The sequence below is a fragment of the Shewanella psychrophila genome (assembly GCF_002005305.1).
In the GTDB taxonomy this organism is placed as follows: domain Bacteria; phylum Pseudomonadota; class Gammaproteobacteria; order Enterobacterales; family Shewanellaceae; genus Shewanella; species Shewanella psychrophila.
The window spans coordinates 5142446-5163465 of the sequence record NZ_CP014782.1; the positions used below are offsets into that span (position 1 = coordinate 5142446).

General features: G+C 44.6%; 16 protein-coding genes and 6 pseudogenes. 10 read left to right on the top strand and 12 right to left on the bottom strand.

The features are described 5' to 3' along the window. Nucleotides 1–7 precede the first annotated feature (7 nt). The 3 genes from sps_RS22270 to sps_RS22280 all read right to left on the bottom strand — a co-directional run bounded on the left by sps_RS22270 (nt 8) and on the right by sps_RS22280 (nt 2786). The gene (locus tag sps_RS22270; protein ID WP_077754483.1) at nt 8–892 is read right to left on the bottom strand and encodes a hypothetical protein; all 885 of its coding nucleotides are present in this window, start codon (nt 890–892) and stop codon (nt 8–10) included. Further along, complete coding sequence (locus sps_RS22275; protein WP_077754484.1) at nt 889–1473, bottom strand: Pvc16 family protein; 585 nt, start codon at nt 1471–1473, stop codon at nt 889–891. The genes sps_RS22270 and sps_RS22275 overlap by 4 nt, the downstream gene beginning before the upstream one ends. A 521-nt stretch (nt 1474–1994) precedes the next feature. After that, entirely contained in the window at nt 1995–2786 is a 792-nt protein-coding gene (locus sps_RS22280) for a CLCA_X family protein (protein ID WP_077755821.1), read from the bottom strand. 377 nt (nt 2787–3163) lie between these two features. Here sps_RS22280 and sps_RS28570 point away from each other — a divergent pair, with 377 nt between their 5' ends. Next, complete coding sequence (locus sps_RS28570; RefSeq protein WP_169915877.1) at nt 3164–3337, top strand: hypothetical protein; 174 nt, start codon at nt 3164–3166, stop codon at nt 3335–3337. A gap of 296 nt (nt 3338–3633) precedes the next feature. On the opposite strand, the gene sps_RS22290 is transcribed toward sps_RS28570, so the two are convergent. Further along, nucleotides 3634–4650, bottom strand: a complete 1017-nt coding sequence (locus sps_RS22290; protein WP_077754486.1) for an AraC family transcriptional regulator — start codon at nt 4648–4650, stop codon at nt 3634–3636. Nucleotides 4651–4812: 162 nt separating this feature from the next. Between sps_RS22290 and sps_RS22295 the strand changes: the two genes are divergently transcribed. The 3 genes from sps_RS22295 to pyrC all read left to right on the top strand — a co-directional run bounded on the left by sps_RS22295 (nt 4813) and on the right by pyrC (nt 9377). Continuing rightward, nucleotides 4813–6552, top strand: a complete 1740-nt coding sequence (locus sps_RS22295; protein WP_077754487.1) for an N-acyl-D-amino-acid deacylase family protein — start codon at nt 4813–4815, stop codon at nt 6550–6552. A 25-nt stretch (nt 6553–6577) separates the two neighbouring features. After that, the gene (locus sps_RS22300) at nt 6578–8158 is read left to right on the top strand and encodes an arylsulfatase (RefSeq protein WP_077754488.1); all 1581 of its coding nucleotides are present in this window, start codon (nt 6578–6580) and stop codon (nt 8156–8158) included. A gap of 184 nt (nt 8159–8342) precedes the next feature. Continuing rightward, nucleotides 8343–9377 carry a dihydroorotase gene (gene pyrC, locus sps_RS22305; protein WP_077754489.1) on the top strand — a complete coding sequence of 345 codons (1035 nt, stop codon included), beginning with the start codon at nt 8343–8345 and terminating at the stop codon, nt 9375–9377. A gap of 128 nt (nt 9378–9505) precedes the next feature. Here pyrC and sps_RS22310 read toward each other — a convergent pair. The 4 genes and pseudogenes from sps_RS22310 to sps_RS22325 all read right to left on the bottom strand — a co-directional run bounded on the left by sps_RS22310 (nt 9506) and on the right by sps_RS22325 (nt 12949). Next, nucleotides 9506–10040: pseudogene (locus sps_RS22310) on the bottom strand (hypothetical protein). Between the two features lie 438 nt (nt 10041–10478). Then, a pseudogene (locus tag sps_RS22315) lies at nt 10479–10799 on the bottom strand (GGDEF domain-containing protein); the annotation flags it as partial. A gap of 418 nt (nt 10800–11217) precedes the next feature. Beyond that, the gene (locus sps_RS22320) at nt 11218–12345 is read right to left on the bottom strand and encodes a permease (RefSeq protein ID WP_077754491.1); all 1128 of its coding nucleotides are present in this window, start codon (nt 12343–12345) and stop codon (nt 11218–11220) included. Nucleotides 12346–12631: 286 nt separating this feature from the next. Continuing rightward, on the bottom strand, nt 12632–12949 hold the full coding sequence (locus tag sps_RS22325; RefSeq protein WP_077755822.1) for an ArsR/SmtB family transcription factor: 318 nt from the start codon (nt 12947–12949) through the stop codon (nt 12632–12634). A 200-nt stretch (nt 12950–13149) separates the two neighbouring features. Here sps_RS22325 and sps_RS22330 point away from each other — a divergent pair. Continuing rightward, nucleotides 13150–14384, top strand: a pseudogene (locus tag sps_RS22330) (IS3 family transposase). Nucleotides 14385–14771: 387 nt separating this feature from the next. On the opposite strand, the gene sps_RS22335 reads toward sps_RS22330, so the two are convergent. After that, nucleotides 14772–15308, bottom strand: a complete 537-nt coding sequence (locus sps_RS22335) for a sigma-70 family RNA polymerase sigma factor (RefSeq protein ID WP_077754492.1) — start codon at nt 15306–15308, stop codon at nt 14772–14774. A gap of 296 nt (nt 15309–15604) precedes the next feature. Here sps_RS22335 and ppiC point away from each other — a divergent pair, with 296 nt between their 5' ends. The 5 genes and pseudogenes from ppiC (at nt 15605) to sps_RS22365 (ending at nt 16982) form a co-directional block, all read left to right on the top strand. Continuing rightward, complete coding sequence (ppiC, locus tag sps_RS22340) at nt 15605–15883, top strand: peptidylprolyl isomerase PpiC (RefSeq protein ID WP_077754493.1); 279 nt, start codon at nt 15605–15607, stop codon at nt 15881–15883. A 48-nt stretch (nt 15884–15931) separates the two neighbouring features. Further along, nucleotides 15932–16027 (top strand): annotated as a pseudogene (locus sps_RS22345) (peptidylprolyl isomerase); the annotation flags it as partial. A gap of 48 nt (nt 16028–16075) precedes the next feature. Next, nucleotides 16076–16171: pseudogene (locus sps_RS22350) on the top strand (peptidylprolyl isomerase); the annotation flags it as partial. A 48-nt stretch (nt 16172–16219) separates the two neighbouring features. Further along, nucleotides 16220–16315: pseudogene (locus tag sps_RS22355) on the top strand (peptidylprolyl isomerase); the annotation flags it as partial. Between the two features lie 313 nt (nt 16316–16628). Beyond that, a complete protein-coding gene (locus sps_RS22365; protein ID WP_077754494.1) occupies nt 16629–16982 on the top strand; it encodes a hypothetical protein in 354 nt (117 codons plus the stop codon). Nucleotides 16983–17121: 139 nt separating this feature from the next. Here the strand turns inward: sps_RS22365 and sps_RS22370 are convergent, their stop codons facing one another. The 3 genes from sps_RS22370 to sps_RS22380 form a co-directional block, all read right to left on the bottom strand. Then, nucleotides 17122–17943, bottom strand: coding sequence for an alpha/beta fold hydrolase (locus sps_RS22370; RefSeq protein WP_077754495.1), 822 nt, complete (start codon nt 17941–17943; stop codon nt 17122–17124). Between the two features lie 46 nt (nt 17944–17989). Further along, entirely contained in the window at nt 17990–19003 is a 1014-nt protein-coding gene (locus sps_RS22375) for a DUF2817 domain-containing protein (RefSeq protein WP_077754496.1), read from the bottom strand. 182 nt (nt 19004–19185) lie between these two features. After that, nucleotides 19186–20661: a carbon starvation CstA family protein gene (locus sps_RS22380; protein WP_077754497.1), complete on the bottom strand. Its 1476-nt coding sequence runs from the start codon at nt 20659–20661 to the stop codon at nt 19186–19188. Nucleotides 20662–21020 lie beyond the last annotated feature (359 nt).

Consider the following 21020-nt stretch of genomic DNA (forward strand, 5'->3'; position numbering starts at 1 on the left):
TTTAAAGTTAAAAATTGACAAAAATTTCAGAAATTTGCGCCAATTTAGTGTCTACAACCTCTTGGTACCCATGGTTAAAATGAGCCACTGGTAACCGCTTGATTAACACTCGGTGCCCATTGGTTCGCTTATCGATAAGTTGAAAATAACATTCACTAAATTCTTTTAATTTTATTTCTTTACTACTTCTAAACACAGTAATATTACGGCCATCATTCAACAGTTCATTGCTGATAAAATTAAATTCTATGTCTTTATCTCGATCACTAATTTCTAGGCTGCTTTTTATATTCTTGCCATGCAATCTATACTCCCAAAAAGAGCTTTTATTATTTACAGCGGCGTAGAAAACAACAAAACCTGAAGAATCGATATCGTTAGCAGTGAGTGAATTTAAGTCCTGTTCATTAAGTTTGATCGAGATGAACATAAATGTCTTAGCAGAAAAATCAAGTGTTTCACGTTCAAAGTAATCAGAAACTTTATCCTTTGAATAATAATCATCATCAGATATCCAGCCCGAGCTGTGCAGTTGATATTTATCAATACCATTAAGTGCATTACCACCTTGATTCAGATCATGCTTCAACCACAACATTTGTTTATCTTTCATCAAGGCTATAGAAGAGTAATTACTCAAATAAGGATCGCTACTCGTTATATAAAAATCAAATGCTAAACCTTCATCTTCAATATAAAGCTGTAGTATGGGAATTTTTTCCGCATCACATAACACCAATAAACCACCTAAACATGGTTTAAATATGATCCCACTATTCTTAGCTTGAGCAAGCGTTGCTCGGCTTGGCTCTACATTAATGTCATTACAGAATCCTGACTCAAAAAAATCATGATGGATGACCACAGAAAACAGCACTCGAAACCCTGTCACTGCGAATCACTCTCTGATTTTACAGATACGTTTACCGACGATGTCTTAGATACTCTGGAAATGACCGCCTTATTATCAATAGTTATCATTCTGACTTTATACAGAATTGAAGGTAAGTATTTAGCCCCAAACATCCCCCACATGTTACTTAAGTCATGATTTTTAACATTTTCTATATCGAGAACAATTTTTTCTATGTCTCTGTCAAGATCAGGAGAGTTTTGATGATTAAACACAGGCTGCTGTTGAAAATAGCCGACAACACTGGAGATGAATTTCAACGATTCATTGTAATTAGCGCCACTGAAATTGGCACAAACCATCAAGTATAAATTGAGATGTACTGGTTGATGCTGTGTAAAGTCACCACCTACACCTGACGACATATAGTGAGTTTTTGCGGCTGTTTCACGCTCAATATTGGTCAAAAAAATAACCACACGATTATTTACATTGGCTGATATTGCGCCGTCATGGTCAACAAGATTAGACACAACGACTACATCTTCGACTAACTCAAACTGATTTTTAAGAAACTGATTTAACTTTAAAGATATATGATTCATGACAGAAAGTATCATTTCACTCTCCTAGCCCTGTAGCATAAACTCAACCACAAGTTCTAATTTAAATAAATACTTTTGCCACGGAAACAAATATTAAAGAGCAATTATAAAGCTATGACAAGTGGCAAATGCAGAATAAAAATCTAGCACAAACACGTTTAAAAACAACATAGTCTATAAGTTTATCGGTAAAATCATTTTTCCATCACCTTCCCATCATTAATTTGTAGGTTTTATTGCCAATCAATATAACCTTAAGCCCCACGGCCCCGCCGTTATAATTATTACCAGCGTAAAAAGGCGGTAATACCAATTGCATCAGGGCTAATGATGACTGATTTCCCATCATCTTTATCGATGTCGAACCCATACATTTTTATTTAGTTTTTTACAATTAGATATAAAATTTTATAAAGGAAACGTGATATGAGTCTTTTGGAGGAGTCTGAAGTGATTGAAGCGAACCAACTTAAGTATGATACGGACATTTATATTCAAGCCACTAATCTAAGAAGCTTACAACATTAACAACATTTTTATTTTTTCATCATTGCTATTCCTAGCGGTTCAAAATAAGCCATTAACGCATTGAAAATTTGCTGGCGATGCTCAAGCTCCGGATAACCGCCAGCCGTTGCAAGTTGCGACTTCAAGGTCTCATCGACTAAATAAGGGTTACTGATCTCCGGATAGGACTCGATACAGGCTTCAAATGCCCTCGCCATAAGCTCCGTAGGCTTAGAGAAATACTGCCGACCATATTGATTATCTAACGCAACCGCGCGGTCGACATACTCATGACTGTCCAGACCATCATGGCTCAGAAAAGTCGTCGCAAATACCTGCTCGAGCCGCTGATTTAACGGATGTTTTATCGAAGCGACATCGGCGAGCCAACAACTGCTAGCGAAAGAAGTACCACGAGCGCCTCTATGAGGATTAACCCTAAACGCTTTAGCTGCTATGTAATGATCATATGCATGCCAAAACTCATGAGCTAACGCCCCAGCCCCAGCATTTTTAGCCAGTGCCAATTCACGCCCTGCGGGCATATAATGAGCCTGAACACCCTGCTGACCACCACTACCAAATGCGAGGTTGAGGGTTTGTCTGAGCCCGATAGCAATTGGCGGCAGTTTCAGAATAAAAGCCAGATCGGCTAAAGAGTCGAAGATAAGGTTAGCCGCCTTGTGCTTCTCCTCTTCCTCGACCCAGCTACCTATGCGTATATGGTTCAAGCCGAAAGTCTCTTTGATATCGTGAAAGGTCACCTGTTCGTCGAAACGATAATCAGGACCAACTCGATTGTAGGTTTTATTCTTCAACACATTAACCAACTTAGATCATATCTGTGCATTATAAGCCTACAAACTCTCAAGCAAAAACTTATTAGGATGGGGCCAAACTTCCTCTTCCGGTTTATCAAACTGAAGAAACTCGATGAAATAGTAACGTCTGAAAATTGGCAGCTTTACTTTTATCGTCTGTCATTCTGGCTCTAGGCATAAAATATCGACAGCTAATATAACAAAAATAGCGATAGTAAATATATGGCCAATGGTGACTCTAACTTATGAATAAATCGGTACGGCGTTCAGTAAAGGTTCAGCCCCTGTAAGCTATTCTAGATATGAACTTTAAGACACTGATAATTAAGGTAGATATAGCAATGAGACTGGTAATTTTGTGGGCGGCAATACTTGTAATGAGCACAGTAATCGTAGCGCTATCCGGGACTATTCACTGGCCTATGATGGGGACGATGTTTGCGGCAATGACAGTTGGATTACTTATCATGGTCAACGTAGGCAAGCTCGCCGATAAACACTTTGTCAGTTTTTGCTCCGGACTCGTCGGTAAGGCTAGAGCCGAGTATTAGCTCATCGACCTATGATGGGCATCTATTTTTATGGCCATGACCATTGGATTACTTATCATGGCCAACGTGGGTAAGCTCGCCGATAAACACTTTGCCAGTTTCTGTTCCGGACTCGTCGGTAAGGCTAGAGCCGAGTATTAGCTCATCGACCTATGATGGGCATCTATTTTTATGGCCATGACCATTGGATTACTTATCATGGCCAACGTGGGTAAGCTCGCCGATAAACACTTTGTCAGTTTTTGCTCCGGACTAGTCAGTAAAGCCAAAGCAGACTCTTAACACCTAGCTCGGAGTCATTTAGCCTTTTCATTACTCGCCTTGCGCCACTGTAACGGCGAGCTATTCATTCTGTTTCTAAATGACTTTGAAAACGCGCTGACATCACCAAAACCTAGCACCTCAGACAACAAGGTGATATCGATATTACTGGATTCCAGATGCCAACATGCCGTGCTAATACGCACATCAATAAGCAGCTGCTTAAATGTCAGCCCCTTATCCTTTAACCTTCTCTGCACCGTTCGTTTATTCATGTTTAGCAGCTGGGCGATATCCTCGATGTTTGCCTCCCTGATCCCCATGGTTTGTAGTATCAAGGTTTTGATTTTTCGCTCGATATCATCGCCAAACTGATCGATAAGAGACTTGAGGTACACCTCAATCAGATATTTATCTTCTTGAGAGATGAGTTGAATATCTTGCGATAGATAAGCGCTATCTAAGATCAGCCGATCATTTTCCTGATTAAAAACCACTTGGCACTCGAAGTACTTTCGGTAAACCCCATTATCAGAGATAGGCGCGTGAGCAAACTCCAAGCGCTCAACCTTAGTCTGACTACCTATAAGCGCCTTAATTAGACGTAAACAAACACCGAAGGACAGCTCCTTATATTGCTTAGCATGGCTTATGTCTTGAAAGACTTGATAGCGCTCGATCAACGCGCTCTGATTAATCTCCCTGACCATCCAATACTCACCATGACTGTGCACCGCCATATATCTCTGAGCATTGGCTAGTGCCTCACGAACGGTTTGGCTGCTCAACATCAGCATCCCCACCGGGCCTAACACTTCGACGCCCTGCATAGCGGCTAACCTCAAACCAAAATCCTTACAGTCGAGCTGCTCGGCGCCCAGTTCGAGTAAGTTAATCATGTCGGCGAAGGCGATCATATTATCTGGATTACTAAAATCATCTCTGGACAAACCACATTGAGATAACAGGTCTTCGCTGTTGCCCCCCAACTCAGAAACCAGATCGTCGAAGCCTGACAGGGAGCCACTGCGAATCAAATAGTGTTGTTTCATAACAAGCTTCTCTATTCAAGGTTTCAACTCAAAGCATCAGCACAAAGTAGCTGCGATTAAATAATGACTAATTTGTCACCAAATAACAAGAATGAAAATTAGACAAGCCTTAACCTGATTGAATCGATTTGATAACAATAATTAATAACATCGGAGTTACGCATGTCAGCATACGATACGATTATCAAGGGTGGCCGATATTTTGATGGAACCGGCGCATCATCTTCTATTCAAAATATCGCAATCAAACAGGGCAAGATAGCTCTAGTCTCTAGTTCGCCAATAGACGAAACAGATTGCAAACACATCATAGACGCTAAAGAAAAATGGGTTATGCCTGGCTTTATCGATACACACACCCATTATGATGCCGAGCTAATCGTCAGCCCTAGCCTCTCGGAGTCAGTTCGTCACGGCGTGACCACAGTCTTAGTGGGTAGCTGCTCATTGAGCATGATCTGCAGCGAATATGAAGACGCCTCCGATATCTTCACCCGAGTCGAGACCGTGCCCCGTGAGAAGGTGCTGCCAATCCTCAAGAAGCACAAGACCTGGAGTACGCCTAAGCAATGGGTCGAATACATCAAGACCCATCCCTTGGGGCCAAACGTCGTTAGCATGCTAGGCCACAGCGACATGCGCGTAGGTGTGATGGGCTTAAGCCGCTCCACCGATATTCGTGTGGTGCCCACCGAAGCCGAGATGATTAAGATGGAGAGCCTGTTGCAGGAGTCTCTAGAGGTAGGCTTTCTTGGCCTGTCCACCATGTGCTTAAAGTGGGACAAACTGGATGGCAACCGTGAGTGGTCCAAGAGTCTACCCAGCACCTATTCGAAATGGAAAGAGGTCTCTCGTCTCAACAAGCTAGTGCGCAAGTACGACCGCGTGCATCAGGGCGCTCCCAATGCCGCAGCCATCTTGCAGATAAACCAGTACATGCGTGAGTGTATGGGTATTTTTCAAAAGCGCCTCAAGACCACATTAATCAGCCGCATGGATCTTAAGGGCAGTGTGTATCTGAGCAAGATCACTAATCTCGCCGCCCGCGTCACCAACTTCTTCAACGGCGATTTTCGCTGGCAGGTTCTGCCCACCCCGTTCACCGTTTATGCCGACGGCATAGATGTGGTGTTTTTCGAGGAATTCGGTGCCGGCGAGCTGGCGCTAGATCTGAAAGATAAGCTAGAGCGAAACAAGCTGCTACAAGATGAGAAGTACCGTCGGGATTTTAGAAAGTTCTACGGCGAGAAACTCAGCCCCAGAGTATGGCAGAGAGACTTTGGCGATGCCGTTATCCTCGCCTGCCCCGACGAGTCCATCGTCGGTAAAAACTTTGCCGATGTCGCTAACCACAGAAGCATACATGTGGTGGATCTCTTCTTAGACTTGGTTGTCCAGTACGGCACTGACTTGCGCTGGTACACCACAGTCGCCAACCACAGAAAACATGTGCTGAAGAAGATGGTAAAAGATAAAAAATCCCTTATCACCTTCAGCGATGCCGGGGCACATATCCGCAATATGGCCTTCTATAACCTGCCACTTCGCATGCTCAAGTTAGTGAGTGAGTCCATTGACGAAGGCGATGCCATGATGACGATGGAGAAAGCCGTCTGGCGCATGACAGGGGATCAGGCTGAGTGGTTCAGCATAGATGCGGGCAGAATTCAGCAAGGGGATCGCGCCGATGTTGTCATCATCAACCCAGAAGAATTTAAACAAAACCTAGAGCAAGTCAGCTGGGCCGAAATGGAGAACTTCGATTTACAACGTCTGGTCAACCGCAACCCAGGTTTGGTTGAGCAGGTATTTATCAACGGCAAGCTTGCCTTCGAGAATGATGAAATCGTCCCAGCACTAGGCAAGGAAATGGGCTACGGCACTTATATACCGGCTCATTAGCCCTCGACTTTAAATGGACATAATAATGATAAAAATAATAAACAGACTCCTAGCTAGCCTCGCCCTGCTCAACTGCGGACTCGTATTCGCGGCCGAACAGCCCAACATAGTCGTTATCTTCGGTGACGATATCGGCTATGGCAACATCTCAGCCTACAATAATGGCATGCTGGGCTACCAGACGCCGAATATCGACAGCATAGCCAATGAGGGCGCCCTGCTGACCTCTTACTATGCCGAGCAATCCTGTACAGCTGGACGCTCGGTGTTTATCACAGGACAGATGCCGGTACGAACCGGACTGAGTAAGGTCGGCCTTCCCGGCGCGCCACAAGGTATTCAACCCCAAGACATCACCATGGCTCAGGCCCTGAAAGATCTCGGCTACGCCACCGGCCAATTTGGTAAAAACCACCTGGGAGATAGGGATACCATGTTGCCAACAGAACATGGATTCGATGAGTTTCTGGGCAACCTTTATCATCTTAACGCCGAAGAGGAACCCGAAAACCCGGATTATCCCAAGAGTGCGGCGTTTAAGCAGCGCTTCGGCCCCAGAGGTGTCATCAAGTCCACAGCCGATACCAGCCGAGAAAGCTCGGGACTGCTGTCATCTAAACAAGGGGCACGCGTCGAAGACACTGGCGCCTTAACCAGCAAGCGCATGGAGACCATAGACGATGAAACCTTAGACGCCGCCAATGACTTTATGACGCGAAAAGTTGCCGAAGAGAAACCCTTCTTCCTCTGGTACAACACCACCCGCATGCACAACTATACCCATGTTAGTAAGGAGCATTCCGGTGTCACAGGTCTAGGGGATTACGCCGACGGCATGGTGGAACATGATAATCACATAGGAAACCTACTGGACAAGCTTAAGCAGCTGGATATCGATGACAATACTATCGTCATCTACACCACAGATAATGGCCCGATGAATGCCACCTGGCCCGACGCGGCCACCAGCCCTTTCCGCGGTGAGAAAGCCACTGCATGGGAAGGCGGATTCCGGGTACCCGCGTTGATAAAATGGCCTGACCATATAAAGCCTGGCTCTAAGTTCAACGGCATAGTCTCGTCGGCTGACTGGTTCCCTACCTTAGTCAGTATCGCGGGCAACAATAAGATCAAAAAAGAGCTATTAACCGGATATAAGTCCAGTAATGGCAGGAGTTATCGCAATCATCTAGATGGTTATAATCAAGTGGATTATCTGACGAAACAATCAGATAAGAGTGCCCGTAATTCATTCTTCTATTGGTCTGATGACGGCGAGTTGCTGGCGATGCGCGACGGTCGTTGGAAGTTTCATTTCAAAATACAGGAGAACAAGGGCATAGCGGTGTGGACCCAAGCACAAACGACGCTGCGGGTGCCTAAACTTTTCGACTTAGCGGTCGATCCCTATGAGAAAGGTGACCAAGGTTTCGGTTACGACAACTGGTGGTACAAGCGAGCCTTCCTGGTGATACCGGCACAAATAAAGGTGAAGCAGATGATGGCCAGCTTTAAAGATTTCCCGCCACGTCAGGTCGTCGGCAGCTTTACCGTAGATATCGACATGGAAGATATTTTAAAAGTATCCAAGCAGGGGAAGCAGTAATACTAGTGAGTCAGGCACGCTCATAAGCCTAAGCGAAAACAAGCAGTGGCCCGTAGTCACCCGATTGCTCCGCTGTTTGTTTTAAATCGAGCGCATCTCAACTGTAAAGAAGGGGCAAAATATGGCATAATATTGCGCAGAAAAAAGCCCGTAAATGCTTGTCGCAACGCTTAGGAACCCCATAATGACGCAGATCACCCTACTTACACCCGATGATTGGCACCTTCACTTCCGTGATGGAGATATGTTGCAAGAAACCGTCCCGGCTACCGCCAGACTTTTCCAACGTGCCATCGTCATGCCAAATCTACTGCCACCGGTAACAGATGCCAAACTGGTCAATGCCTACCGTGAGCGCATTTTGGCGGCGCGTCCACAAGGTTCAAGCTTCGAACCTCTTATGACCATATTCCTGACCAATGACACCACAAAGCAAGACATCATAGATGCTAAAGCGGCTGGCGTTGTGGCAGCTAAACTGTATCCGGCAGGTGCAACCACCAACTCAGATGCTGCTGTAAAGGCACTCGATAGCCTCTTCCCTATCTTTGAAAAAATGGCAGAAATCGGCATGTTGCTGCTGGTTCACGGTGAAGTGACAGAATCCCATATCGATATCTTCGACCGTGAAGCGATATTTATCGAACGCAACCTGACTCGTATCGTCGATGCCTTCCCAAGCCTTAAAGTGGTATTCGAACACATCACCACTAAAGAAGCCGCCGAGTTTGTTACAAGCGCCTCAAGCAATGTAGCCGCGACTATCACGCCACAGCACTTACTGCTAAACCGTAACGATCTATTAGTCGGCGGTGTACGTCCACACAACTTCTGTCTGCCAGTGCTTAAGCGCAATATTCACCAAGAAGCATTGCGTGCTGCAGTGGCTACTGGTTCTAGCAAGTTCTTCTTAGGCACGGACTCTGCGCCACACGAGAAGCATCGCAAAGAATCTGCTTGTGGTTGCGCCGGCTGCTACAGCGCCTGGAGTGCACTCGAGCTTTACGCTCAGGTATTTGATGACTTAGGTGTGATTGACAAGCTTGAAGGTTTTGCCAGTACTCACGGCCCAGACTTCTACGGCCTACCAAGAAACACCGGCACTGTGACATTAGTGAAAGAAACCTGGACGGTACCGAGCGAGATTATCTTGCCAAATGGCAGTCCAATCGTGCCTTTCTTCGCTGGTGAAGAAGTGAATTGGAAAGTGAAAGCTTAACCGACTCGTTTACCTTGTTGACATAAAGTAGCTAGATAACCGATATAAATAACGCCGCTCACTTAGCGTGAGCGGCGTTATTTTATAAAATGATGACGAATAAGCCCTAGAAATGGCCCTATGAAAGCCTAGCCTTCCCGCGCCTTGGCCTTGCATTCCAATAATATATTCTGAAAATGTCCACCTAGGTCTTGGCCAGCAAATTCTTTTCCGGTCTGCGCCATCTGCTGTAGACTCTCTAAACCTTTATCCAGTCCCTGCTGATCGATTAGTGTTTTTGCATAAGCCGCGGCATCGGCGCCCTTTTGCAATAAACTACTTACCTGCTCAAAGCTAAACTCTTGCTCCATCAGTGACTCAATACTGGCTAACAATTCTGAGACCTTGGCTGATTCAACTAAAGCCCCTTCTACCTGTACCAAATCGGCAAATGGGTCATCGCTTAACTGCTGCGCTACACAGCGCCGAAACACTACCAACTTGTGCACTCGCCGCAACCGCATCGACACCTTGAGTCCGTATCTGTTCTATAACTTCTGCAAGTTGTTGATCTTTAGCAAGCCATGCCTGTTCCAGCTGCTGCTTATCATCTGACTCAAAGAAACCACATCCTGATAGGCTAGTCACAAGCCCAAGAGTTCCAAGATAATGCGCAGTTTTCATCTGTTAACTTCCTTAATAAATGGCGTTCATGGCCCCTAATAATACCAAGGATATCAATTGAGCCTTAAGTGAAATTTAATTCACTTAAGGGGATGAAGATGGGGAGGAGAAGGTGGCGAAGAGCGAGGAAGAAGGGATAAGGAGGAGTGAAAAGTAATAAGCAGAAAGCTGGGGGCCGGCCTAAAAGCACACCGGAATGACAGAAGTAGGTAACGTTAAATTAGTTTCAGTATTCAAGTGTTAGCTAAACCGGATTCCGGCCAACAAACATGCCGGAATGACAGAAGTAGGTCATATTAAATTAGTTTCAATATTCAAGTGTTAGCTAAACCGGATTCCGGCCAACAAACATTCCGGAATGACAGAAGTAGGTCATGCTCAACTCGTTTAAGCTCGTAACTCGTAACTCGAAGCTCGAAGCTCGAAAATGACTTCCCTTCAACAACTTAAATTAATTCGATTTCTGCCATCTGCTTTGGCGCGGTAAAGTGCTGTATCGGCTGCACATAGCAAGGCTGTTCCCATTCTGAACTGGCCATCAACTTCCGCTGCGATTCCCTGGCTCACACTGACAGTGACACTTTCATCTAGGCCAAAATCGGTATATTTAAGGCTATTGATTTCTAACTGAATATACTCGGCCATCAACTGAGCTTGCTTGGCATCAAAACCCGGAAGAATGAGCGCAAACTCCTCGCCGCCGTATCTTGCTGCGATACAGTCATCCGATGGCAGTGAGTTAGCAATCACCAAAATAAAATGTGCTAAAACTCATTCTTCTTTCTTCCAATCAAGAGAACGTAAACTAACTAATATCTGTGGGTCTTGTTCGTGTGTTCACACTTCCATAGCAGAACAGCTGTATCCGATGTCGGCTCTTAGCAGTCAGAATTGAAGCCAAACTCACAAAAATTTTACATTAGTGCATAACTTATCAGGACGGGAGAAAAATGCTACTTTTTTACTACGACTTTAGGTGTGTATTCTTTTATGAATCAAAAAATTAGATTGTATCGATTGCCTTGCTCTTGAGAGGACGTTAGCTGGTCACATCAAGTTTAAAAGAATAGAGAAAGTCTTAGACCCGCTAAAGCAGATCTAAGACTTGGTATTAATTGTTACGACTAATGTTTGTGGCTAAGGGCTCTTTCTAAGCCCTTTTACTGCAACAAGCAACTTAAGCAAAGATAAAGCTGTAGAGGTAACCAGCGCCAATCGCCATGCCCAATATCACAGCCAGGAAGGCGGCAATCATCTGGTTCTTGAATATCGACTTAAGCAGAATCACTTCGGTCAGACTCGCGCCAGCACTACCGATAATCAATGCCATCACAGAGCCTAGAGCCATGCCTTTCTGCACCAGTGCGGCGCTTAAAGGGATCACTGCTTCGGCGCGAATATAGAGCGGAATACCGATAATCGCAGCGACAGGAATCGCATACCACATACCCTCACCTGCATACTTAGCAATCAGCTCAGTCGGGATGAAACCATAGATGAAAGAACCCAGTGTGATACCCAGTAGCAAGTAAGGCAGGACCTGTTTAAAGTCCTTCCAGGTCGAGCGCCAGATCCGCATCCAACGACTCTCTGCTTTTGCTATTTGTCCTGCACTTTCTGTATTTCCGGCATTAGCACTTTCAGTTCCACATGATGAACTCGTACTGCATGAAGAGGTTGCCGCCACACTTATTGTAGCCGCTCCGCAACCACTGGCTTCCATGGCTAATACAGGAGCCGATTGAGCTGCTACTCCGCATGCTTTCACAGGCTCAACAGCAGACTGTTTCTCGGCAGCACTGTTTTTAGAGTCGCCGCAGGATGTGCCACAGCTTGATGCTTCTGCCGCTTCATAGGCTTCGGGTCGCACATAACGTTCAAAACCTAATTTTTCCAACACAAAACCTGCCGTAACAGCAACCACTAGCGCCACAGTAAAGTAGAACACAGCCACTTTAATGCCGAAGGTCACTACAAACAGGCCGATAATAATCGGGTTTAACAGTGGGCTCGAGAAGAGGAACACCATCATGGGGCCAAAACCCGCTCTGGCTCTAAGCAGCCCCTTCAAAAACGGGATGGTCGAGCATGAGCAGAATGGTGTGATAGCGCCCAAGAGTGCGGCAATCACGTAGCCTTTACCGTTACGTGAACTCAATATCGATTGGATCTTCTCAGGGGTAATAAACTCCTGCAGTACACCAACCAAGTAACTGATCACCAGAAACAGGATAATTAGTTCGGTTGCCAAGAAGGCGAACATGTTTGCGGCCTCTCGGGCCATGGCTAAAATTTCAGGACTCATAATAATTTCCACAATACTTAAAATATGAAATCGTTTTGAAATTTTCGAAGCTACCGACACTCATATTCAGCATCTGCTTTGAAAAAAAACATTTCGAGGAATATGGAAATAATATACTTATAAAAAACCATGTCAACTATATTTCTAGAACATTCGAAATGAAATTTATGAATACCAGGTTTTAGAAGTGAAACCTAGCGCCAATCAAGCACTAACGCTGAACTAAAAAATATGATGCTTATGGCTTTTGAATCGACGCTTGTTGACTAGGCTGTTTTTTGGCCAGTTACTTTTGAGTCGAAAGCTTAGGCGCACACTCTTCTTCGATGCAGCATTCATCTTGCAGAAAGCCGATAACACCCTCGAGCTTAGCGAACTCAGCAACACAAAATAGGGTACGACCTTCACGCCTTTGTGACAGTAAGCCTGCAGAAACCAAACTGGAAATATGATGGGAGAGTGTTGAGCCAGGGATCTGCAGTTGTTCTTGCAAGCTACCAACCGCTACGCCTTGAAATCCGGCGCGCACCACACGCTTAAAAATGGTTAAACGCGTTGTATGACCTAACTCTTTAAGCGCCTTAGCGACCACTTCAATATCCATCATATTTCTACTCCCTCACCCTGCTAACTTTAATCAAATCACAACTAAACAAAAATATTTCGATTTTAGCAGAAATATTAATGACAAAACAAGACTAGCGTTAGTAGTGACAGATATGAAAAAGCCCACTTATCTCAAAGTGGGCTTTATTGAATTTAATGTCTTGTCCTGAAATGTGTTTACACATTTAGGACTTAATTATGACAACTCCAGTATCTACACATCGTAAGCGTACACAGCGAGATTATTCGTTAGGCTTTAAATTGCAGGTTGTTGCCGCTGTTGAAAAAGGCGACATGACCTATAAGCAAGCCCAAAGCATCTATGGTATCCAAGGCCGTTCAACTGTACTTACCTGGCTCAGAAAACACGGTAAGATGAATTGGACTCAACCACCGAGGATGACCATGCCTAAAACTCTAAAAGCCAAAGAAACACCTGCCCAGACAATTAAACGTCTTGAAAAGCAGTAGGAAGATGAGCACTTACGTAACCTACTACTCAATGAGGCTGTTGATATCATAGATGCAGAGTACGGAGCAGGCCTGAGAAAAAAGTACTTAGCCAAGGAGCGAGAAGCCTTCAAAAACAGAAAGTAGCAAGCTTAAGTCGTGCTTGCGAGCTACTTGGCATATCAAGGCAAGGTATCTATCAAAAAGAATCTAGGGCGAACTATCGTGCTGTTGAACTCGCTCCGGTAAAGGCAATGGTTTTAGATTTACGCCGATTTATGCCGCGAATAGGCGGTAGAAAGCTGTACTTTTTACTCAAACCAAAACTTATCGAGCAAGGGATTAAGCTTGGAAGAGATAACTTCTTTGCTCATTTGAAATCAGAGGGCTTGCTGGTTAAAGCTAAACGTAGCTATACAAAAACAACGAACAGCAAGCATTGGATGAAGAAGCATCCCAACTTACTTAAGGAGTTTAAACCTGCGGCACCAGAGGAGGTGTTTGTTAGTGACATAAGCTATGTTCAAACAGAAGAAGGTGTTCACTACTTATCGCTGGTGACTGATGCATATAGCCGAAAAATCATGGGCTATGAGCTTAGTGATGAGATGAAAGCAACAGATGTGGTTAAAGCGCTCGATATGACAGTCAACAATCGTCAATATCCGAGTCAAGCAATTCACCACTCAGATAGAGGGTTACAGTATTGCTCTGGAGTCTATCAATCAGCGTTAAAAGCAAGTGATATCAGACCGTCAATGACAGATGGATATGACTGCTATCAAAATGCACTGGCAGAGAGAATTAACGGTATATTGAAGCAGGAATTTTTATTATACCCATGCAGTAACATTGATGAGCTAAAACGGCTCGTTGAAGAGTCAGTTTATATATACAATGAAATGAGGCCGCACTTAAGCTTGGGAATGAAAACCCCAAATCAAGTGCATAAAAAAGACCAGAAGCATGTGCTACTGGTCTAATAAAACCGTCAACCTATTTCAGGACGGGACAATAACGGTTAGCCAAGGCTACTAGCAGCAAGTCGCCTTGACAGAGTCATCCTTACAGCAAGCGTCATCTTTGTGGCTAGTACAATAGCAGGTGCAGCCATCCGAATCACAACAGTCACATACGCAGGTACAGCAAGTACTCTCTGTAACACAGCACACGTTTTCGCTGTTAACACAACATGGTTGAGTTTTATCGCTCATACATTCTCCAGGTAAAATAGTCGGTGCAACAGGCACCTTTATGACTCATATACCTGAAAAGACGAATGCTCTAAAAAAAGGATGCAAAAACTTTAACTATTTTAAGAGAAAATGATAAAAAGTTAGATACAGACCAGCTTGCTACTAGCATTCAAACTAACACTTACCGCAGCGATTTTTAGGGGATAGAAAGTCATCAACTTTGCCCTTTGCGTTAAGCACAGGTGCACAACAACTTACTAAGCTAGCAGCCAACAGCTCCCTCCCTCTTAATACTCGGGATTTAACTGCAGACAGACTCAAGTTAAGTCGTTCGGCTACGACCTTTTGTTTCATGGCCTCAATATCACTGAGTAAAAGCACATCTCGATACTTCTCATCTAACGCCATCACCATAGGTTTCATACAGACACTCATTTCTGAGAATGCGCTTTCTTCCTTTGACTCTGCCACGAGATCTTGAGGCAATTCATCATTAGGTCGACGGGTTCGGTAATAATCTATGATGGTATTTTTAGTGACTTGGTAGAGCCATGCAATGGGGGAGTCTGGCGCATCGCTCTGCTGCAATAATTTAACGAAAACCGCACTAAGAATATCTTGAGCATCCTCTTTATGACTGACTTTACGACCGATAAAAGCCAGTAACTCACTCTGGTATTGCGAAAATGCTTTCGCCGCAACTTGTTGCATAAAAACTCCTAACTCCTGACTACGACATAAACTGAGACTAAGGCTCAGTGCTTAGACGAACGAGAATTGAAAAGGATGCAAAATATTTATAAAAAGAACACTAATCATCACTAACTTTCTTAAAGTTAACTCGCTTACCAATTAGGCGTACTTTCTTGAGCCTAGCTTCTTGAACATGGCTTCTTGAAAATAGCTTAATGAAAATCTCCATGTCGCCACGAAAACATGGGTTCTTGCTGCCAGACTCAGTATAATCAGCATTAGAACGTTAATGTAATGACAAAGTTGAGAACGACATGGCAAAAACTGCTGCTGCGCTGCACATATTAGTTAAACATAAAGAGCAAGCTGAAGACATCATCAAGCAACTAAAAAAAGGCACTAAATTCGATGTGTTAGCCAAGAAACATTCGACTTGCCCATCGGGTAAGAAAGGCGGCAGCTTAGGTGAATTCAAGAAAGGTCAGATGGTGCCTCAATTTGATAAGGTCTGTTTCACAGGTGAGCTTATTACTCCGCATCTGGTCAAAACAAAATTCGGCTGGCATGTGATAAAAATACTTTATCGGACTTAATTAAAACCGCTGAATCGATAAAAAAGATCAGATGGGTTATACCTCCCATTCGATAAGGTCTGTTTCACAGGTGAGCTTATTACTCCTCATCTGGTCAAAACAAAGTTCGGCTGGCATGTGATAAAAATACTTTATCGGACTTAATTAAAACCGCTGAATCGATAAAAAAGATCAGATGGGTTATACCTCCCATTCGATAAGGTCTGTTTCACAGGTGAGCCTATTACTCCGCATCTGGTCAAAACAAAGTTCGGCTGGCATGTGATAAAAATACTTTATCGGACTTAATTAAAACCGCTGAATCGATAAAAAAGATCAGATGGGTTATACCTCCCATTCGATAAGGTCTGTTTCACAGGTGAGCTTATTACTCCGCATCTGGTCAAAACAAAGTTCGGCTGGCATGTGATAAAAATACTTTATCGGACTTAATTAAAACCGCTGAATCGATAAAAAAGATCAGATGGGTTATACCTCCCATTCGATAAGGTCTGTTTTACAGGTGAGCTTATTACTCCGCATCTGGTCAAAACAAAGTTCGGCTGGCATGTGATAAAAATACTTTATCGGACTTAATGAACGTCGCTTAGCGACAGCGAGAACAACCTTCGGTCTGCGAGTCCGTGACTTCGTCACTACGAGTACGGCCAGCGGCCTCCGAGAACAAGCTTTTTCTCTTTTCTCACAGCCAACTTGTTGGCGCTCTCGTAGCTAAGCAAGCTGATTTGCAAACTAAGGAATTAACATGAAGAAACTGATACTGTTATTAATATTCACCTCTATATTCCTTGGTTCTCAGTATGCCCAGGCGGAAACAATTTCCCGTACTCAGGCCGACTCTTTAATGACAGAATGCAAAATATTTCGTCAGCAAAGAATTGAGCCTCTAAGGGTGATTGAAATCGATAAATGTATCAATGAAGATGGTAAAGAAGCAGCATACTGTACGCGATACTTCAGTGATTATGGTGAGACCTATACTCATAAAAATGGCACGCTTCAGATTGGGATATTTTGGGGCTCGCCAATCTGTGATAAGGCATTGAAATCTGAGAAGTACTTTAAGTTATATCCAAGTAGCGATAAGTATAATTTTTAAAGATACAGAGAGAAATCCCGAACATGTTTACCCTTCTCTCACGGCCAACTCTTTGGTGATCTCGAAGGGAACTTGTTCCCGCTCTCGTAACTCGTAACTCGTAATTCACAACTCGGATCGAACACGAAGCGCTCTGCCTTTATCTCGCCATCCCCAATAGCAAGCGCAATAAAGGTTCAGGCTTATCTAAGCTAACGTCATGGCCACAATCATCCAGATATATTGCTTGTGTATCATAGAAATCGGCTAAGGCTTGTCCACAACTTGGGTGAGCCAGTCTGTCTCGATTAGCGACGATTACATTCACTGAACTCTTTACAAAAGCATTTACAGGACTATTTATAAGGTCATTTGCATTAGCATGGTCAATATCCGGGGCATCAAACGAGGCGCATGCGACTAGCTGCCTAAAGCCATTAATTATAGAAGTATGCCCTTGCTGGCGATAATGACTCCAGTCTTGTATCAGCTTAATATCATCCCCACGGCATTCACTGGTAAGCTGGATAACTGTAGCCTCGAGTAAGCTGATACCTGAAAGCTCCCCGTTGAGCCGACGCCTGCCTATTTCCCAAGCTGATTTGACCAGAGAACTTAGCTGAAAACGGCAATACCAAGGCGATAGATTGGCGGCACTACTGTTGATTAACACCACTTTTTTTACTCGGTTTGGCTTATGCTTTGCCATTTCCAGCGCCAACATCCCCCCCATAGAGAGTCCTATCAGGTAGACAGACTCGAGCACTTCCTTCGTCGAACCCTCACTTAACACCTCATCTATCTGCGCCCAAACATAGTCGGCATAGTCAGGGATACTCAAGGGACTGTTAATTTCAGCTAGGGTACCATTTCCGGGTAAATCTGGTGTGATAACCTGGGCTCCAGTCGCCTCGAGCCGCCGAGCAAATCCATACCAGTGACGGCGGTCTCGCATCAAGCCCCTGAGTAGTACGAATGTCATGGACTTCCCCTATAAAAATCTGATAAACCGTTAACATCAAACGGCTTTACTTAAACCAGAAACGTTCTGCATCATGGGTCAGAAGCGTAAGTTGTGCTGGTGATACCTGCTCTAATACTTGCCCATAGGCCGAGTCCATAAGAAATTGCATCAAGATAAAATGGCGCCGCAATATCCTGTGATGTCTGTGAGGCTTCTGCGGGTTGAAGTAGCCCGAGAAACTCAATACCTGCCTGGGGTTCTTTCGCAACCAGGCCCATGAGCCCATCTCTAATGTTAGAGGAATAAAGGGAGCCGTTCCTGTATTACTCACCACTAAATAGTCCCAGATATCACCATGGGTGCGATAAAAATGACTCTGGGGCGCGAGCCGATAATGACCATGGTGGGAATAACCTGTCTCAAACAACCGCTTAAGATGATAAATATAGCCCATACCGTAGAAAGGCTTATCGGTATGAGCATAGGGAAACCAGATATGGTCATTTAAACCAAAACCCGAGTGAGCATCCAAACACACCAAGCTGGTGCTCTCGAGTTGCAATCGCTTCACATACTTAACTAAAGCCGAGGTCTCCGCCTCCATTTCACCCGAGCCTCGATACCAGGGCAGTCTCTGAGATAGTGTTTGCCCACCCACCATAAAGGTCACCTCGTCACTCGCCTCTATGGGCGCATTGCGCATCAAGTCGACGTTATTACCGTTGCCACGACTGCCACGGAGAAATCCCACCGGATTAACCACGGGAACGAAGGCTAAGCGCATCTCTTTGAGCAAAGCTTGCAGATGAGTATCCCAAGGTAAACGATTGAGCAGACTGGCGAGAAAAGCCAGCACCACCTGAGCACCGATCCGCTCGACACCGTGTACCCCGCCGACAAACAAGACAGTAGGGCAAGGCTTGTCTTGCTGACCCAGCTCAATAGCTGTAACGGCAAGGGACTCTCCACGATAGCTAAGATCGACTAAAGATTGATGACGGAACCTATCTTGATGCTGTGCCACAAGGCGTTTGAGGGTATCGATTTCGAAAGCATGTTCGAATGAAAATTTTGCCATTAGCCAACTAAGTAATAAAAGGTGATACAAGCAGACTAGCCAGAGAATAAGACAAGAGGATGACAAATTCCCTATTCGCTATCCCTGAGATCACAGATAAATAGCTCCATGAACAAAAAAGGGCGGCACACAGACAGTGCCACCCTCATTCTTCAAATTAAACCGTTAAATCAAGACTCGATTTAAGCCTCTGATTTTACTCCCGGCTTACGCTTCTGGTGCACTAAGATAAGTGCGATCAGAGATACGGCACCTACGGCAATACCCGTGGGCTGACTGAACGACTGAGGTAAGCCCAGTCCTATGCCAGCGGTCATAATGTAGGACACGGTCACACTCGTTCCACCAATAGCAGGTAAGCTCACTATCCAATGGAAAGCGCCTCTGTCGAACAGATACTTAGTGGCGAGCCAGAGTACGCTGGTCGACAGCAGCATGTTCGAGAAGGCGAAGTATCGCCAGATAAGCGTGAAATCGATCTTAGTCATAAAGTAGGCTATGACCAGAATAGGCACAGCAACCAAGAGACGATTACGAATGTTTTGAGGGATTCTAAAGGCATCGATTATGGTCAATCGCAGAGATCTAAACGCCGTATCCCCGGAAGTGATCGGGAAAACAGCCACAGCGATAATCGCCATTATGCCACCAGCAACACCAAGGTAGGTTGTCGCCACTTGGTTAACCACCATTCCCGGACCACCTAGGTCCAGTACAGATTTAAGCTCCACGTAACCGCCTGGGAATGCTGCGATACCGGCCAGTGCCCATACACAAGCAACAATGCCTTCACACATCATGGCGCCATAGTAGACTGGACGGACATATTTTTCATTGGTCAGACAGCGAGCCATTATCGGCGCCTGAGTCGAGTGGAAACCACTTATAGCACCACAGGTAATGGTCACAAATAGCAGAGGCCAAACCGGCAGTCCATCGGGATTTGGTTCCAACAGATCATTGTTATAATGGCTATGATCGAAGTAGGCGAAGATGTCTCCCACCTCAGGTAGCTGAGGGGCACTAATCAATAACGCCACACCGATAGACACAGTCATGACTATCATCAAGAGACCAAATATCGGGTAAAGCTTAGTGATGATCTTATCGATAGGCAGCATGGTTGCCAGGAAATAATAGGCCAGAATTAATAATACCCAGAAGGTGTTGTTCGCGAGAATAGTTCCTTTGAAGTAATCTAAGTTACTCAGTAATCCCGCGGGGCTCATGATGAAGACTACGCCAACGAAGAACAGCAGCATGGCGGTAAAGATAAGCATCACGCCTTTAGCGTACACATTGAAATAGCGTCCGGCTATCTCGGGAAGACTCTTCCCATCCTCTTTGATGCTGAGCACACCAGAGAAATAATCATGGACCGCACCGCCTATGATGTTACCTAAAACGATCCACACCAGAGCGATTGGACCATAAATAGCACCTAAGATGGGGCCGAAAATCGGGCCAACACCGGCAATATTGAGGAACTGAATTAAAAAGGCTTTCACCGGATGGACTTCGACATAGTCGACGCCATCGGCAAAGCGAGTTTGAGGGGTCTTCGCATTCTTGTCGATCCCGGCCTGACGTTCTACAAACGGACTGTAGAACTTATAAGCGAGTAGCAACAAGGCAATGCAGATAATGAATATAAGCATTTTTTATCATCCATACTTTTTATAGGGTACATTTACCGCTACGAGTGTCTGCCAGTTGGGACATGAGGTCAAGTAACAAGATGTTATACCAAGGTCTAACTTGATCAAGCTCAAAGCTTGATATAGCGGGCTTTTAAGGCCTCAGCATAGTAGAAGAAATGGGATGATATGAAACGCTAAGCAAACGTGAAGCTGAAATAACAAAGAAAATCACAAGCCTCTGGTACTTAACCTTAAATAATACCAAACAATCCATTTTTTGGACTCAAAAAAAGTAATAATGAGGCCCATAAATCGATACAAACCTCACCCTTAGCTTATTGCGTTTATCTCGGTTTACTGCATTTTTACTCGCTTAT